The organism is Rhodococcus sp. G6(2025), assembly GCF_058628105.1.
This window is the reverse complement of the sequence record NZ_CP179750.1, coordinates 910260-926136: the sequence shown is the minus strand read 5'-3', so window position 1 is coordinate 926136 and position 15877 is coordinate 910260. Positions and strand designations below refer to the sequence as shown.

Annotated in this window: 16 protein-coding genes; 7 read left to right on the top strand and 9 right to left on the bottom strand. The window is 66.6% G+C overall.

The genetic code is table 11. The annotated features are described in order from the left end of the window. Window positions 1–18 precede the first annotated feature (18 nt). Window positions 19–1083, top strand: a complete 1065-nt coding sequence (locus ACLIVD_RS04475) for a LacI family DNA-binding transcriptional regulator (protein ID WP_317570270.1) — start codon at window positions 19–21, stop codon at window positions 1081–1083. A gap of 1 nt (window position 1084) precedes the next feature. On the opposite strand, the gene ACLIVD_RS04470 is transcribed toward ACLIVD_RS04475, so the two are convergent. Continuing rightward, a complete protein-coding gene (locus ACLIVD_RS04470) occupies window positions 1085–1978 on the bottom strand; it encodes a LysR family transcriptional regulator (RefSeq protein WP_317570271.1) in 894 nt (297 codons plus the stop codon). A 111-nt stretch (window positions 1979–2089) separates the two neighbouring features. Here ACLIVD_RS04470 and ACLIVD_RS04465 point away from each other — a divergent pair, with 111 nt between their 5' ends. Together ACLIVD_RS04465 and ACLIVD_RS04460 are read left to right on the top strand one after the other, a co-directional pair. Then, entirely contained in the window at window positions 2090–3580 is a 1491-nt protein-coding gene (locus tag ACLIVD_RS04465; RefSeq protein ID WP_491932012.1) for a CoA-acylating methylmalonate-semialdehyde dehydrogenase, read from the top strand. 12 nt (window positions 3581–3592) lie between these two features. Next, window positions 3593–4759, top strand: coding sequence for an iron-containing alcohol dehydrogenase (locus tag ACLIVD_RS04460; RefSeq protein WP_283334890.1), 1167 nt, complete (start codon window positions 3593–3595; stop codon window positions 4757–4759). On the opposite strand, the gene ACLIVD_RS04455 is transcribed toward ACLIVD_RS04460, so the two are convergent. From ACLIVD_RS04455 to ACLIVD_RS04445, 3 genes are all read right to left on the bottom strand, one after another. Further along, window positions 4756–5580 carry a PhzF family phenazine biosynthesis protein gene (locus tag ACLIVD_RS04455; RefSeq protein WP_477951988.1) on the bottom strand — a complete coding sequence of 275 codons (825 nt, stop codon included), beginning with the start codon at window positions 5578–5580 and terminating at the stop codon, window positions 4756–4758. The genes ACLIVD_RS04460 and ACLIVD_RS04455 overlap by 4 nt on opposite strands. A 74-nt stretch (window positions 5581–5654) precedes the next feature. Beyond that, on the bottom strand, window positions 5655–6149 hold the full coding sequence (locus ACLIVD_RS04450) for a DUF3830 family protein (RefSeq protein WP_009477605.1): 495 nt from the start codon (window positions 6147–6149) through the stop codon (window positions 5655–5657). 68 nt (window positions 6150–6217) lie between these two features. Then, window positions 6218–7459 carry an aspartate aminotransferase family protein gene (locus tag ACLIVD_RS04445; protein WP_491932011.1) on the bottom strand — a complete coding sequence of 414 codons (1242 nt, stop codon included), beginning with the start codon at window positions 7457–7459 and terminating at the stop codon, window positions 6218–6220. 114 nt (window positions 7460–7573) lie between these two features. Here ACLIVD_RS04445 and ACLIVD_RS04440 point away from each other — a divergent pair, with 114 nt between their 5' ends. Continuing rightward, on the top strand, window positions 7574–9022 hold the full coding sequence (locus tag ACLIVD_RS04440) for an NAD-dependent succinate-semialdehyde dehydrogenase (protein WP_283334893.1): 1449 nt from the start codon (window positions 7574–7576) through the stop codon (window positions 9020–9022). A gap of 3 nt (window positions 9023–9025) precedes the next feature. Here the strand turns inward: ACLIVD_RS04440 and hsaB are convergent, their stop codons facing one another. From hsaB to hsaA, 4 genes are read right to left on the bottom strand one after another with little or no spacing between them, the layout of a single operon-like run. Continuing rightward, on the bottom strand, window positions 9026–9613 hold the full coding sequence (gene hsaB, locus ACLIVD_RS04435; protein ID WP_005244804.1) for a 3-hydroxy-9,10-secoandrosta-1,3,5(10)-triene-9,17-dione monooxygenase reductase subunit: 588 nt from the start codon (window positions 9611–9613) through the stop codon (window positions 9026–9028). Continuing rightward, window positions 9610–10512, bottom strand: a complete 903-nt coding sequence (gene hsaC, locus ACLIVD_RS04430; protein WP_491932010.1) for an iron-dependent extradiol dioxygenase HsaC — start codon at window positions 10510–10512, stop codon at window positions 9610–9612. The genes hsaB and hsaC overlap by 4 nt, the downstream gene beginning before the upstream one ends. After that, on the bottom strand, window positions 10512–11390 hold the full coding sequence (gene hsaD / locus ACLIVD_RS04425) for a 4,5:9,10-diseco-3-hydroxy-5,9,17-trioxoandrosta-1(10),2-diene-4-oate hydrolase (protein WP_283354810.1): 879 nt from the start codon (window positions 11388–11390) through the stop codon (window positions 10512–10514). Before hsaD ends, hsaC begins: the two co-directional genes overlap by 1 nt. A gap of 8 nt (window positions 11391–11398) precedes the next feature. Beyond that, window positions 11399–12574 (bottom strand): 3-hydroxy-9,10-secoandrosta-1,3,5(10)-triene-9,17-dione monooxygenase oxygenase subunit, encoded by a 1176-nt coding sequence (hsaA, locus tag ACLIVD_RS04420; RefSeq protein ID WP_005244809.1) that lies wholly within the window; start codon window positions 12572–12574, stop codon window positions 11399–11401. Window positions 12575–12764: 190 nt separating this feature from the next. Between hsaA and ACLIVD_RS04415 the strand changes: the two genes are divergently transcribed. The 3 genes from ACLIVD_RS04415 to ACLIVD_RS04405 all read left to right on the top strand — a co-directional run bounded on the left by ACLIVD_RS04415 (window position 12765) and on the right by ACLIVD_RS04405 (window position 14786). Further along, a complete protein-coding gene (locus ACLIVD_RS04415; RefSeq protein WP_280779026.1) occupies window positions 12765–13925 on the top strand; it encodes a 3-ketosteroid-9-alpha-monooxygenase, oxygenase component in 1161 nt (386 codons plus the stop codon). Window positions 13926–13927: 2 nt separating this feature from the next. Then, window positions 13928–14275 (top strand): hypothetical protein, encoded by a 348-nt coding sequence (locus ACLIVD_RS04410; protein ID WP_037242045.1) that lies wholly within the window; start codon window positions 13928–13930, stop codon window positions 14273–14275. 133 nt (window positions 14276–14408) lie between these two features. After that, window positions 14409–14786, top strand: coding sequence for a VOC family protein (locus tag ACLIVD_RS04405; RefSeq protein WP_009477597.1), 378 nt, complete (start codon window positions 14409–14411; stop codon window positions 14784–14786). A 28-nt stretch (window positions 14787–14814) separates the two neighbouring features. On the opposite strand, the gene dmpG is transcribed toward ACLIVD_RS04405, so the two are convergent. Further along, entirely contained in the window at window positions 14815–15861 is a 1047-nt protein-coding gene (gene dmpG, locus ACLIVD_RS04400) for a 4-hydroxy-2-oxovalerate aldolase (protein WP_283334966.1), read from the bottom strand. Window positions 15862–15877 lie beyond the last annotated feature (16 nt).

Genomic DNA, 15877 nt, shown 5'->3' with positions numbered 1-15877 from the left:
CGGAGAGGATCGGCATTCGTGACCACGATGCACGACGTCGCCCGAGCGGCAGGCGTGTCCCAGGCCGCGGTCTCGTACGCGTACAACCAGCCCCACAAGCTGTCGGCAGCCCGGCGCGCCCACATCTTCCAGGTGGCCGCGGAACTCGGCTACGCCGGCCCCAACCCCGCGGGACGCAATCTCCGCACCGGGCAGGTCGGTGCGCTGGGGCTGATGATCACCGACTCGTTGCGCTACGCCTTCGACGACCCGGCCACCGCGCAGTTGCTGAAAGGCATATCGGAGGTTGGTGAACTCGCCGAGGTCGCGCTGACCCTGCTGCCCTGCCCACTCGAGTCGACCCGGGTGGCCGAGGGTTCCGGCGTGCTCGTGCGGGGCGCTGTGGACGGCTTCCTCGCGTACGCGATGCCGGACGGCCACCCCGGAATGCAGACGGCGATGAGCCGCCGGCTGCCGATAGTCGTGATCGACGGTCCCAATCCTGGCGGACTCCCGCGGGTCGGAATCCGGGATCGGCAGGCCGCCAAGGAGATCGCGGAGCACGTGCTGTCGCTCGGGCACCGCCGTGTCGGGTTTCTCGTCGACCGGCTCGTCCCCGACGGCAAGGGTGGGCCCGTCGACGCCGCCCGCACCCGGGCCGCACGAGATCACGTGATGAAGGAACGCCTCGCCGGATACGCGTCCGCCTGCCGCAAATACACGGTGCCGTGGTCGTCCACCGTGGTCGTCGAAGCAGGCGGGTTCGACTACGAACTGTCGCGCACCGCCGTCGAGACGTTGCTCGATGCCGGTCCCGTGACCGCCGTCATCGCCGCCTCCGACCTGCTGGCGCTCGCGGCCATCGACGTCGCACACGAACGTGGTCTCCGGGTGCCGCAGGATCTGTCGGTGGTCGGTTTCGACGACATTCCCGCGGCCCGGGCCGCCGGACTGACGACGGTCCGGCAACCACTCGTCGACAAGGGCCGCGAGGCCGCGCAGCTGCTGCTCGACATCATCGGCGGCGGAGCGGGACGGGAAATCACACTCCCCACCGAGCTCGTCGTCCGCGCGAGCGCCGGACCCGTCCCCGCGGACCGGTAAGTTACCCTGCTGCGCCACGCAGTTCGGGATTGCCGTCGACGATGGAGTAGAGCGCCTCGGTGATCGCCTTCACCCGCGCGAGTCGCGTCAGTTCCCGCGGTACCACCAGCCAGTAGGTGCGGTGGGCGATGAAGTCGTCGCGGAGAACCGGCACCAGATCCTCGTCCAGCGCGCCGATGTAACTCGGCAGCGGAGCGATCCCGACTCCGTGCTTCACGGCCTGGTAGTGGCCCGCGATGTTGTTGGTCTGGATCTGGGCCTGGAAGTCCGGAATCAGCGCGTCGAGGATCCGCAGCGGCTCGACGTCCAGGAACGCATCCACGTACCAGATGAGCGTGTGGTGCCGGAGATCCTCGAGTGACGTGATGGGGTCGTGTGTGTCCAGGTAGCGCCGCGACGCGTACAGACGAAGGTCGTACTCGGCCAGTTTGCGGACCACGACGGACCGCGGCGACGGACGCTCGAGGGTGACCGCGATGTCGAAGTCGCGCCCGGTCAGCAGGTCGTGGGTGGTCGACGTGACCAGTTCGGTGAACAGGTCGGGGTGCTCGGACCGCAGAGCGGCCAACCCCGGCACCAGCACGAACGACCCGAAACCGTCGGGAGTGATGATGCGGACGGTGCCCGTCAGCCCGCCCAGGGACGACGTTTCGTCGAGAGCGGCGAGCACCGCGGATTCCACCGCCTCCGCGTGGGGAACCAGTCGCCGGCCCGCCTCGGTGAGCTGCCACCCCGACACGCCACGATCGAAAAGTCTCGTGCCCGTGTCTTTCTCGAGCCGGGTGATTCTCCGCGAGACGGTCGTGTGATCGACACCGAGCCGCTTCGCCGCATCGGCGAGGCGGCCGGTTCTCGACAACTCGAGGAGGTAACGCATGTTGTCTGCGGTGAACATCGCCCTCATCCCTCGTGCAAAAGTGCAGTCCGAAGTGCCATTTTACTCGTTGACGCAGGCATTGTTGCCCAGCAGACTCGTGTGCACCCCACCTTTCCCAGGAGTGAACCCATGGCCGTCATCTCGCATTGGCTCAACAACAAGTCCTACCCCGGAACGCGCGTCGATACCGCTCCGGTGACGAATCCGGCCACCGGTGCCGTCACCGGTCAGGTCGCCCTCGCCAGCGTCGAGGACGCCCGCGCCGTCATCGACGCCGCCGCCGCCGCGTTCCCCGCCTGGCGCGACACCTCCCTCGCCAAGCGCACCCAGGTGATCTTCACATTCCGGGAACTGCTCAACGCCCGCAAGCGCGAACTCGCCGAAATCATCACCGCCGAGCACGGCAAGGTCGTCTCCGACGCCCTCGGCGAAGTCTCCCGCGGCCAGGAAGTCGTCGAATTCGCCTGCGGCATCGCCCACCTGCTCAAAGGCGGCATGACCGAAAACGCCTCCACCAACATCGACGTCTCCTCCATCCGCCAACCCGTCGGCCCGGTCGCGATCATCTCCCCGTTCAACTTCCCCGCCATGGTCCCGATGTGGTTCTTCCCCATCGCCATCGCCGCCGGCAACACCGTCGTCCTCAAACCGTCCGAGAAGGACCCCACCGCCGCGATCTGGATGGCCGAACTCTGGGCCGAAGCCGGACTCCCGGCCGGGGTCTTCAACGTCCTGCAGGGCGACAAGACCGCCGTCGACGAACTGCTCACCCACCCCGCGATCAAGGCCATCAGTTTCGTCGGCTCCACCCCCATCGCCCAGTACGTCTACGCCACCGGCACCGCCCACGGCAAACGCGTCCAAGCATTGGGTGGGGCGAAGAACCACGCCATCGTCCTGCCGGACGCCGACCTCGACCTCGCCGCCGACGCCATGGTCAACGCCGGCTTCGGCTCCGCCGGGGAACGCTGCATGGCCATCAGCGCCCTGGTCGCGGTCGGCGACATCGCCGACGAACTGGTCGCCAAGATCAAGGACCGCACCGACACGTTGAAGATCGGCGACGGCACCCAGGATTCCGACATGGGACCGCTGGTGACCAAGGTGCACCGCGACAAGGTCGCCTCCTACATCGACGCCGGCGAAAAGGACGGGGCCACCATCGTCGTCGACGGGCGCACCGTGCAGGCAAACGGCGGCAAGGACGGGTTCTGGCTCGGACCGACCCTGATCGACCACGTCACCACCGACATGAGCGTGTACACCGACGAAATCTTCGGGCCCGTCCTGTCCGTCATCCGGGTCGACTCCTACGACGAGGCCCTGGAACTGGTGAACTCGAGCCAGTTCGGGAACGGCACCGCCATCTTCACCAACGACGGCGGCGCCGCCCGACGGTTCCAGAACGAGGTCGAGGTCGGCATGGTCGGCATCAACGTCCCCATCCCCGTCCCGATGGCGTACTACTCCTTCGGGGGCTGGAAGAGCTCCCTGTTCGGCGACAGCCACGCCCACGGCACCGAAGGCGTGCACTTCTTCACCCGCGGCAAGGTCGTCACCACCCGCTGGCTCGACCCCAGCCACGGCGGACTCAACCTCGGCTTCCCCCAGAACAACTAAGGAACCTCTCCCATGACCGCACATCTCTCACTCCCCCGTTTCGCCAGGATCGGGGCCGGAGCAGTCGACGAGATCGGCTCGGTTGTCGACCAACTGGGCTTGCAGAGGCCGGTTCTCGTCACCGACTCCTATCTGACCGGCACCGGCGCGGCCGACCGGATCATGAGCCTCCTCAGGTCCGCGGGCAAGGAGCCGGCACTGTTCTCCGGCACCGTGCCCGACCCCACCACCGATTCCCTGGAGGAGGGGCTGAGGATCGTCGCCGAGCACAACGCGGATTCGGTGATCGGGTTCGGCGGCGGTAGTCCGATGGACACCGCGAAGGCATTGGCCGTGCTGTCCGCGAACGGCGGCGAGATGCGGTCGTACAAGGCGCCTCACGTGTACACCGGGAAGGCGCTGCCGATCATCGCGGTACCGACCACCGCCGGAAGCGGCTCGGAGGCGACGCAATTCACCGTCATCAGCGACAGCGCTTCCGACGAGAAGATGCTGTGCCCGGGACTCTCCTTCCTGCCGATCGCCGCGATCGTGGATTTCGAACTCACGATGTCGATGCCGCCGCGGTTGACCGCCGACACCGGAATCGATGCGCTCACCCACGCCATCGAGGCGTACGTCAGCAAGAAGGCCCAGCCGTTCACCGATGGACTCGCGCTCTCCGCGATCCGCACGATTGGTAAGCACATCGGCACGGCGTACGCGGACGGTGAAGACCGCACCGCGAGAGAAGCGATGATGGTCGCGTCCATGCAGGCCGGTATGGCGTTCTCCAACTCGAGCGTGGCGTTGGTGCACGGGATGAGCAGGCCGATCGGTGCGCATTTCCATGTCGCACACGGACTGTCGAATGCCATGCTACTTCCGGCGATCACGGCGTTCTCTGTGAAGGGAGCGGAGAGCCGCTACGCCGACTGCGCGCGTGCGTTCGGCGCGGCACCGGAATCGGCGGGCGATTCCGTCGCCGCGCAGTTCCTCGTCGAAACCCTGAGCACGCTGTGTCACGACCTGAAGGTTCCGACGCCGCTCGCCTACGGGATCGACCGCGACGCCTGGGACGGCCTCATTCCGTTGATGGCAGAGCAGGCGCTGGCGTCCGGATCGCCCGGCAACAATCCGGTCGTGCCCACCGCCGGCCAGATCGAGACGCTGTATTCGGAGGTCTTCAGCCAGCGCTAGAACTCGACGGTACCCCTGAGGTACCGCCGGTAAGCCCCGGACAGGTGGACGCGGTCGCCGCGCACCTCGCAGTGCACCGTTCCTCCCCGCGCCGACAGTTGTCGTCCGACAAGGCTGTCTCGGCCCAGGACGTCAGCCCAGTACGGCGCGATCTGCGAGTGCGCGGACCCCGTCACCGGATCCTCCTGAACGCCGGCCGCGGCGCCGAACCATCGCGACACGAAATCAAGTCCCTCGACGTCGGATGCTGCGGTGACGACGATTCCCCGCACCTCCAGCGGGCTGATCACGGCGAAGTCGGGTGCCATCGACGCGATGTCGCGTTCGGATTCCGCGACGAACACGAGGTCGGTGGCCTTCAGGCACTCCCGCACCGGAATCCCGAGTGCGGCGACGATCCGGGGATCGGCCGCGGTCGGTGCCGGCGGCTCCGCCGGGAAATCCATCACCAGCGTCGCGTCCGGTCCACGGTCGACATGCAGCCAGCCGCTGCGCGTCCAGAATTGGATGCGGTCGGCGTCTGGGTGCACGTCCTCGAAGATCTGTGCGGCGGTGGCGAGGGTGGCATGGCCGCACAGGTCCACCTCGACGGCAGGGGTGAACCACCGCAGGTGATACGCCGGGTGTTCCGGGTCGTGGGGCCCCGCATCCACGGGAAGCTGAGCGGTGTAGAACGCCGTCTCGGACAGGTTGTTCTCTTCGGCGAGTTGCTGAAGCACCGAATCGTCCAGCCAGTCGGCGGTCAGCGGCATAACCGCCGCCGGGTTGCCCTCGAAGGGCCCGGCGGCGAATGCGTCGATCTGATAGATGTCCAGCTTCATAGCGTCCGATGGTGGTGGACGGTCCGGCGCCCGTCGAGGGCCATCGCACACACTCTGGACCGGTCCAGCCTGCGTCAGGCCCGCGCGAAGCTCATCGTCTCGCCTTCGACGCCGCGCATCCACAGGTCGTTGCACGCGGCCGCCAATTCCGGCAGCCCCTCCTCGATGGCGGCGAACACGTTGCCCGGCACCCAGCCGACGTCGCCGTTGAGCAGGAGGTTGTTGCGGCCGTAGAAGATCGCGAGGTCGGTGGCGCCCTGCGCGGCGTGCGCCTCCGAGCCCGGCTCGTACCCGTAGGCGGAGTTGCCGATCTCCCAGGGCTCGAAGTCGAACAGGCACACGTCACCGGGAATCGGTGTGACGGTGGGATTTTCCCGCCGCGGCGCCGCGGTGATCCGCGGGATCAGCGTGTACACCTCGTTGCGCGCGTACTTGGCGTGGTACGCGTCGCCGCTCTGCGGAAGCACGTTCCACACCGCGTCGCACGTGAGTGGTGCATCCTCGTCGAGAAGCCGGGCACGGCAGGTCACGCCGCGCTTGTCCAGGCTGATAGTGATGTAGCGAGCCACAGGTCCTCCTTCGGAGCCCGTGAGTACTTGTTAACCGCGGGCGGTTAACAAGTACTCACGGGTGCTTGTCACACTTCGTCGAGTACTTCGGACCAGATCTTCAGGGCGTCCTCGATCTGTTCCGCCGTCACGATGAGCGGTGGAATCATCCGTACCACGTTCATGTAGGCGCCGCAGGTCAGGAGCAGCAGCCCCTTCTTCGCGGCCAGCTGCTGCGCCGCAGCCGCTTTCGCACGGTCCGCACTGCCGTCGGCGGCCGTGAACTCGCTACCCACGAGCAGTCCGAGACCACGGACGTCACCGATCCCGTCGATGGCGCGGGCGCGCGCACCGTCGAGCAACTGGACGCCCCGCGCGGCGGCGTTGGCCACGAGATCTTCCTTCTCGATCACCTCGAGCGTCGCGACCGCGGCCGCGCAGGACACGGCGTTGCCGCCGTACGTTCCACCCTGCGACCCCGGCCAGCCCTTGGCCATGAGCTCCTCGGACGCCGCGATGCCCGACAACGGGAAACCACTGGCCAGACCCTTGGCGATGGTGATGATGTCGGGCCGGACGTCGAAATGCTGGTGCCCGAAGAACTTGCCGGTGCGACCGAAACCGGTCTGGATCTCGTCGATGACGAGCAGGATGCCGTACCGGTCGGCGCGCTCGCGGAGCCCCTGGAAGAACGCGGTGTTGCCGGGCACGTATCCGCCCTCGCCGAGGACGGGCTCGACGACGAACGCCGCCGTCTCGTTCGGCGCAGTGAGCGTCGCGAAGATGTAGTCGAGTTCCTTCAGCGCGAACGCGGTCGCCTCCTCCTCGGACCAGCCGTAGCGGTAGGCGTTGGGGAACGGTGCCACGTGCACCCCGCCCATCAGCGGGCTGAAGCCGGCCGAGAACCGGGTGCCGGACGTGGTCATCGTCGCCGTCGCGACCGTGCGCCCGTGGAATCCGCCGTGGAAGACGATCACGTTGGGGCGGCCGGTCGCCTGCCGCGACAGTCGCAGCGACGCCTCGACGGCCTCACTCCCCGAGTTCGCGAAGAACAGCGAGTCGAGCCCCGGGGGCAGCACCGACCCCAGCCGATCGACCAAGTCGAGCATCGGCTGGTGCATGACCGTCGTGTACTGGCCGTGGATCAGGGAGCCGACCTGCCTGCGCGCGGCTTCCACGACGTGCGGGTGGCAGTGCCCGGTGCTGGTGACGCCGATGCCCGCGGTGAAGTCGAGATAGCGCCTGCCGTCGGTGCCGTAGAGGTAGCACCCTTCACCGTGATCGACCGTCACGGGTGTGGCCTGTGCGAGCAGTGGAGATAGCCGAGTCACGAGAACCCTCCCACGCGTAGATGCCGGCGAATGTCGGCAAGTGCATTGTCAGATTGTTGACAATCTGTATAACATGGGGAGCGTCCCTTCGGCAATGGAGAATGGGGAAAAATCATGCTCGAGGAAGCAGCAATCGCATCGGTGCAGACCGGCCTGTTCATCGGCGGCAAGTGGCGCGACAGCGCCCGCACCATGCCGGTCCACGACCCGTCCACCGGACAGATCCTGTGCACGGTCGCCGACGCCGACGCCGCGGAGGCCCGCGAGGCGCTCGACGCGGCGGTGGCGGCGCAACCGTCGTGGGCGGCCACGACACCCCGCGAACGCAGCACCATCCTCATGAACGCACACCGACTCCTGCTCGAGAACGTCGACCGGCTGGCGCTGGTCATGACGCTCGAGATGGGCAAGCCACTCACCGAGGCGCGGGGTGAAATCGCCTACGCCGCGGAGTTCTTCCGCTGGTTCGCGGAGGAGGCCGTCCGCATCGACGGCGGCTACATGACGGCGCCCGGCGGCGGGTCGCGGTTCCTCGTGACCCGTCAGCCCGTGGGGACGAGCCTGCTCATCACCCCGTGGAACTTCCCGATGGCGATGGGTACCCGGAAGATCGGGCCCGCGATCGCCGCCGGGTGCACGTCCGTCATCAAGCCGGCGGCCCAGACGCCGCTGTCGATTCTGGCGCTCGCCGATATCCTCACCGAGGCCGGGCTGCCGGACGGCGTCGTCAACGTCGTCACCACGTCCAGCCCCGACGAGGTCATCACTCCCCTCATCCTCGACGGCAGGGCCCGCAAGCTGTCGTTCACCGGTTCGACCAAGGTCGGGAAGCATCTGCTCGAACTGTGCGCGCGCACGGTGATGCGCACATCCATGGAATTGGGCGGCAACGCGCCGTTCCTCGTCTTCGACGACGCGAATCTCGACGACGCCGTCGACGGGGCCATGGCGGCGAAGATGCGCAACATCGGCCAGGCCTGCACGGCTGCCAACCGGATTCTCGTGCACAGTTCGGTCGCCGAGGAATTCACGCGCAAACTCACGCAGCGGATGGAGGCCCTGCCCGTCGGGCGCGGCACGGAGGACGGCGTCGTGGTCGGACCGCTGATCGACGAGGCGGCCGTCGCGAAGGTGAGCAGTCTCGTCGCGGACGCGGTCGACCGCGGCGCCTCGGTGCTCACCGGCGGCGAGGCACTCGACCGCCCGGGCAACTTCTACCCGGCGACGGTCCTGACGGGTGTGCCCGACGACGCCGAGATGTGCCACAACGAGATCTTCGGCCCGGTGGCCGCGATCAGCACGTTCGAGACCGAGGCCGAGGCCGTCGAGCGGGCCAACGACACCCCGTACGGGCTGGTGGCCTACGTGTACACCGAGAGCCTCAAGCGCGGCATCCGCGTGTGCGAGGCGCTGGAGTCGGGCATGGTCGGCCTCAACCAGGGTGTGGTGTCGAATCCGGCCGCGCCGTTCGGCGGCGTGAAGGAATCCGGGCTCGGGCGCGAAGGCGGAACCACCGGCATCGACGAATTCCTCGAGACCAAGTACATCGGCGTCGCCGTCTAGGAACTAGAGCCAGGTGTCTTCCGACGACGTCGTGAGGAACGCCTCGAGGTCGTCGCGCCACGGCGCAGGCACCGTCTTGTCCGGCTCGATGCCGGTGTACTGCCCGCGGTAGAACAGCAACGGTCGCTCCTCCCTGATCTCGCTCAGGGAGGAGACCCGGCCGAACGCGACCCAGTGGTCGCCGCCGTCGTGCACGCTCTCGAGCGAGCAGTCGATGTGGGCGAGCGAGCCGGTGAGGATCGGCGAGCCCAGCGGCGACTCCGTCCAGTCGATCCCGGCGAATTTGTCCGGGTCGCGGGAACCGAAGCGGGCGCACGTCGACTGTTGTTCCTCGGCGAGCACGTTGACGCAGAAGATGCCGCTGCGCTCGATCGCCGCCCACGACCGCGACGTCTTGGTCGGGCAGAACAGCACGAGCGGGGGTTCGAGCGACAGCGCGGCGAACGACTGGCATGCGAACCCCACGGGCACGCCGTCGTCGATCGTCGTGATGATGGTGACGCCGGTGCAGAACTGGCCGAGCACCGTCCGGAACCGTCGCGGATCGATCGCCTCGGCCGCGACGGCCCCGTCCCCGGTCACCTCGCTCACGGCTGCATCCCGACGCTGAAGTCGTGACCCCACAGGCTGACGGCCGTGCTCTCCCTCGCGATCCAGCTCTCGTCCTCCACCTGACGTCCCTCGCAACCGAGTTCGATGTCGAAGCCGCCGGGGGTCTTCATGTAGAACGACAGCATCAGGTCGTTGACGTGGCGGCCGAGCGTGGCCGACATCTTGACCTTCTTGCGGAGCGCGCGGTCGAGGCACAATCCGACGTCGTCGGAGTTCTCGACCTCGATCATCAGGTGCACGATGCCGCTCGGCGTCGGCATCGGCAGGAACGCGAGACTGTGATGCCGCGGGTTGCAGCCGAAGAACCGCAACCACGCCGGCTTGCCGTCCGCCGGCCGCCCGACCATTTGCGGGGGCAACCGCATCGAATCGCGCAGGCGGAAACCGAGGACGTCGCGGTAGAAGCGCAGCGACGCCTCGTCGTCCGTGGTCGAGAGCACGACGTGCCCGAGGCCCTGCTCACCGGTGACGAACTTGTGCCCGTACGGGCTGACCACACGCCGGTGCTCCAGGGCCGCGCCGTGAAACGCCTCGAGCGTGTTACCCGACGGGTCCTCGAACGTGATCAGCTCGTCGACCCTGCGGTCCTGCAGCTGCTCGGCCGTCCCCTCCTTGAACGCGACGCCGGCCGCCGACAGGTTGTCCCGGACCTCCTGCAACTCCGCGGCATTGGCCGTCTCCCAGCCCGACACCGACAGCCGGTCCTGCTCCCCCGGGAAGATCACGAGGCGAGCCGGGAAGTCGTCCATCCGCAGATACAGGGCGTCCGGGTCGGAGCCCTTGCCCTCGACCATGCCGAGCACCTTGAGACCGTATTCGCGCCACGCGGCCATGTCGGTGGCCTCGATGCGCATGTATGCCAGTGAACGAATACTCATCACTTACCCCCGTCCAGAAGGAAATCGGTGGCCAGGCGGTTGAACTCGTCGAACTTCTCCAGCTGCGCCCAGTGTCCGCACCCGCCGAAGACGTGCAACTGCGCCCGCGGAATCATCTTCAGCGCCACCAGCGCACCGTCGAGCGGGTTGACCCGGTCTTCGCGACCCCAGATCAGCAGCACCCGCTGGCGCAGCTTGTACGCGTCGCGCCACAGCATTCCCAGCTCGAAATCGGCCGAGGAGAACGACTTTCCCATCGCCTTGGCGGCCGCGAGCGACTCGGGTGTGCTCGCCGCGGCGAAACGTTCGTCGATCAGTTCGTCGGTGATCAACTTCTGGTCGAACACCATGATGCGCAGGAACGCCTCGAGATTCTCCCGGGTGGGCTGGTAGCCGAACTTGCCGAGGTTCTTGACGCCCTCGGTCGGGTCCGGGGCGAACAGGTTGACGCTCAGCCCGCCCGGGCCCATGAGCACCAGCCGGCCCGCGCGGTCGGGGTAGTCCAGCGCAAAACGCACCGCGGCACCGCCACCGAGCGAGTTGCCGAGCAGGTGGACACGTCCGCCGACGCCGAGGGTGTCGAGCAGGTCCTTCAGCGCGGACGCGCTGTGCACGAAGTACTGCGGGTGCTCGGTCGGCTTGTCCGACAACCCGTATCCCGGCTGATCGACGGCGAGCACGTGGAACTTCTCGGCGAGAACCGGGATGTTCCTGGCGAAGTTCGACCACGACGAAGCGCCCGGTCCGCCGCCGTGCAGCAGCACGATCGTGGTGTCGTTGCCGACCCCGGCCTCGTGGTAGTGCAACTTCAGGTCGGGCCGGACCTGCGCGAACTTCGAGGTGGACTCGAACGTGAGGGCCTCTTCGGTAGTCGTCACGTGTTCTCCTAGACCATCGTGTCGGTGATGGGCAGACCAAATTCGCCTGTGCCGTACATGACGTAGGCGCGCTCGGGATCGTTGGCCGCGTGGACGCGTCCGGCGTGCGCGTCCCGCCAGAAACGCTGCAGCGGCGTGCCATTGGCCAGCGCGGTGGCCCCCGAGCTCTCGAACAGTTTGTCGATGGACGAAATGGCGCGGCCCGTGGCGCGCACCTGGTCGCGGCGAGCCCGCAGCCGCAGCTCGAACGGGACTTCCTCACCGGCGACGAGCAGTGCGTATTCGTCGGCGACGTTCCCGGACAGCTGGCGCCAGGCGGCGTCGATGTCACTCGAGGCCTCGGCGATGCGAACCTTGGCGAACGGGTCGTCCTTCGCCTTCTCGCCGGCGAACGCCGCGCGGACGCGCTTTCCCTGATGTTCGACGTGCGCGTCGTAGGCGCCGTAGGCCATCCCGACGATCGGCGCGGAGATGGTGGTGGGATGGATTGTTCCCCAGGGCATCTTGTAGACGGGTGCGGTGTTGCGCTCGAGCCCGGGTGCGGTGAGGTTGCTCATCGCCTTGAAGCTGAGAACGCGGTGCGTCGGGACGAAGACGTCCTCCACCACCACGGTGTTACTGCCGGTTCCGCGGAGTCCCACCACATTCCACACGTCGTCGATCCGGTAGTCCTCGCGCGGGATGAGGAAACTGACGAAGTCGACCGGGCGACCGTCCTTGATGACGGGCCCACCGAGCACCGCCCAGCTGGCGTGATCACAGCCGGAAGACCAGGCCCAGGCACCGTTGACCGTGTATCCGCCGTCGACGACCTGCCCGGCACCCATCGGCGCGTACGACGACGAGATCCGGACGTCGGTGTCGTTGCCCCACACGTCTTCCTGAGCCTGCTGCGAGAACAGGGCGAGGTGCCAGTTGTGGACACCGATGATCGACGAGACCCAGCCGGTGGAACCGCAGGCGCTCGCGATCTTCCGCACCGCGGAGTAGAACAACACCGGATCCGCCTGGTAACCACCCCACTGTTCGGGCTGGAGCAACCGAAAGAATCCGGTCTCCTGGAGCGCCTTCATGGAATCGTCGGGGATACGACGTAGATCCTCGGTCTCCTGCGCACGCTCTCGCAGCGTCGGCAGTAGTGCGTCGAGCCGCTGCATCACCTCGTGACTGTCATGGTCACCCACAGGACGCTCCTGTCTCGTTCGATGGTTCACTTATCTTCTGAGACTAGAACACGTTCCCATTTATGTCGAGATACCGGCAAAGGCGCTGTTTGACGGCCCGGGTCTGGAAGAAAGCCCCCGGAAATCTGGCGGATCGTGCCGAAGTTCTATAACGTGTTCTACTAACAGCATGAAGGGATGTGAGGGCACAATGGCGCAGATTCGCGAGATCGATGTGGGCACGGTCCAGACCCGCTTCGCGCGTGGTTGGCACTGCCTCGGTTTGACCAAGACGTTCAAGGACGGCAAACCGCATTCGATCGAGGCATTCGGCACCAAACTCGTCGTCTTCGCCGACAGCAAGGGCGAACTGAAGGTTCTGGACGCGTATTGCCGGCACATGGGCGGCGACCTGTCTCAGGGCACCGTGAAGGGCGACTCCGTGGCCTGCCCGTTCCACGACTGGCGCTGGGGTGGCAACGGCAAGTGCACCAGCATTCCCTACGCACGCCGGGTTCCCCCGATCGCCCGCACCCGGGCATGGCTCACCCTCGAGCAGAACGGTCAGCTGTTCGTCTGGAACGACCCGGAGGGCAATCCCCCGCCGGAGAACGTGACCATCCCCCGCATCGAAGGCGCCTACAGCGACGAGTGGACCGACTGGACCTGGAACTCGATGCTGATCGAAGGGTCCAACTGCCGCGAGATCATCGACAACGTCGTCGACATGGCGCACTTCTTCTACATCCACTACGCATTCCCGACGTACTTCAAGAACGTCTTCGAAGGCCACATCGCAACGCAGTACCTCAACACGAAGGGTCGCCCCGACGTCGGGATGGCGACGCAGTACGGCATGGAATCGCTGCTGCGCTCCGAGGCCGCGTACTACGGGCCGTCCTACATGATCAATCCGCTGTGGAACAGCTACGGCGGGTACGAGGTCGAGAGCGTCCTCATCAACTGCCACTATCCGGTGACCAACAATTCGTTCATGCTCCAGTACGGCGTCACCGTCAAGAAGCCGACCGGCATCGACGACGAAACAGCCGACAAACTGGCCGCGAAGTTCACCGAGGGCATCGCCGAGGGATTCCTGCAGGACGTCGAGATCTGGAAGAACAAGACCAAGATCGACAACCCCCTGCTCTGCGACGAGGATGGTCCGGTCTACCAGCTGCGACGCTGGTACGACCAGTTCTACGTCGACGTCGCCGACGTCACCGACAAGATGACGCAGCGTTTCGAGTTCGAAGTCGACACCACCAAGGCCAACGAGGCCTGGCAACACGAGGTCGAGGAGAACCTGGCCCGTCAGAAGGCCGAACGCGAGGCGGCGGAGCGGTCCGAGAGCAAGGAAGCGCAGGTCTGATCATGAGTGCCTCGATCGAATGGGCCAAAGCTCCCGACTTCGCCGGGCAGCCTGCTCGGCTCGAGGCCATTCATGCGCAGACGTTGGCCGACAAGGCCAATTACCTCGACGACGGCATGAACGAAGTCGAGTGCCGTACGTGCGGAACCTGTGTGCTGGTGCGCAAGAACAGCCTCAAGCACACGAGCGTCCAGTGGACGGACGACCCTGCGAAGACGTGCCCGACGTTCCGGGACGCCGTCGGCGAGGGACAGTCCACCGCGCTCCGCGAGGGGTGCCCGCGACTGTGGGACAGCATCAACCACGCGGTGATGGAGGGGTTCATCGACGTGCGAGATCGCGTCGAATAGTCGTCGGTACCGCTGCGGCGGATGCGTCGCCCGATGTGACATTCGTGCAGTCAGGCTGCACGAATGTCACATTGGGCGCTTAGGCTGGATGTGCCGTCGGATTCGGCGGTTCCAGCCGAACCGGAGGCGTGCCATGACAGGCCGAATCGTGCACTTCGAGATCCCCTTCGACGACGGTGACCGCGCACGAGCGTTCTATCGGGACGCATTCGGGTGGGCCATCGCCGAGATCCCCGACATGGACTACAGCATGGTCACCACCGGACCCGTCGGTGAGAGCGGCATGCCCGACGAACCCGGTTACATCAACGGCGGCATGATGCAGCGCGGGGAGGTGACCACTCCCGTGGTCACCGTCGACGTCGAGAGCATCGAATCCGCCCTCGAAAGGATCGAATCCCTCGGTGGCAAGACCGTCACCGGCAGGACCCCCGTCGGGAACATGGGATTCGCCGCGTACTTCACCGACTCCGAGGGCAACGTCGTCGGGCTGTGGGAGACCGCCCGCTGACCCGTGAGTACTTATCAACCGCCCGACGTTAAGAAGTACTCACGGGCGGCGCAGCCGCAGCCCGCTCGCGCTGCAGTTCGAGGGCGATGTCGATGAGCTGGTCTTCCTGGCCGCCGACGAGCTTGCGCTTGCCGGCGCGGACGAGGAGTTCGGCGGACGAGACGCCGTACCGCTCGGCCTGACGTTCCGCGTGCTTGAGGAAGCTCGAGTAGACGCCGGCGTACCCCATCATCAGCGCCTGGCGGTCGAGGAGGCATTCGGCGGGCATCGCCGGACGCACCACGTCCTCGGCGGCGTCGGCAATCGCGAAGAAGTCGATCCCTGTCTTGACGCCGATCTTGTCGCACACGCCGACGAACGCCTCGACCGGCGCGTTACCGGCACCGGCGCCGAATCGTCTTGTGCTGCCGTCGATCTGCTTGGCACCCGCCCGGACGGCGGCGATCGAGTTGGCCACACCGAGTCCGAGGTTCTCGTGACCGTGGAAACCCACCTGGGCGTCCGAGCCGAGTTCCTGCACCAGCGCCTCGACGCGGTCCGACACCTGCTCGAGCACGAGCGCACCTGCGGAGTCGACGACGTACACGCACTGGCAGCCCGCGTCGGCCATGATGCGGGCCTGCTTGGCGAGCTTTTCCGGTGCGATCGAATGCGCCATCATCAGAAAACCGACGGTCTCGAGACCGCGGTCGCGGGCCAGCCCGAAGTGCTGGATGGACACGTCCGCCTCGGTGCAGTGCGTCGCGATGCGGCAGATCGAGGCGCCGTTGTCCTGGGCGACGATGATGTCGTCCTTGATGCCGAGCCCCGGCAGCATGAGGAAGGCGATCTTCGCGTTCTTCGCCGTGTCGACGGCGATCGAGATGAGTTCCTGCTCCGGGACCTTGGAGAACCCGTAGTTGAACGAGGACCCACCCAGTCCGTCGCCGTGCGTCACCTCGATGACCGGGACCCCGGCGTTGTCGAGCGCACCGACGATGGCCCGGACCTCCTCACCGGTGAACTGGTGCCGCTTGTGGTGCGAACCGTCCCGCAGGGAAGTGTCGGTGACACGGATGTCCCAGCTGCTGCTCATATTTCCCGTCGCTCCG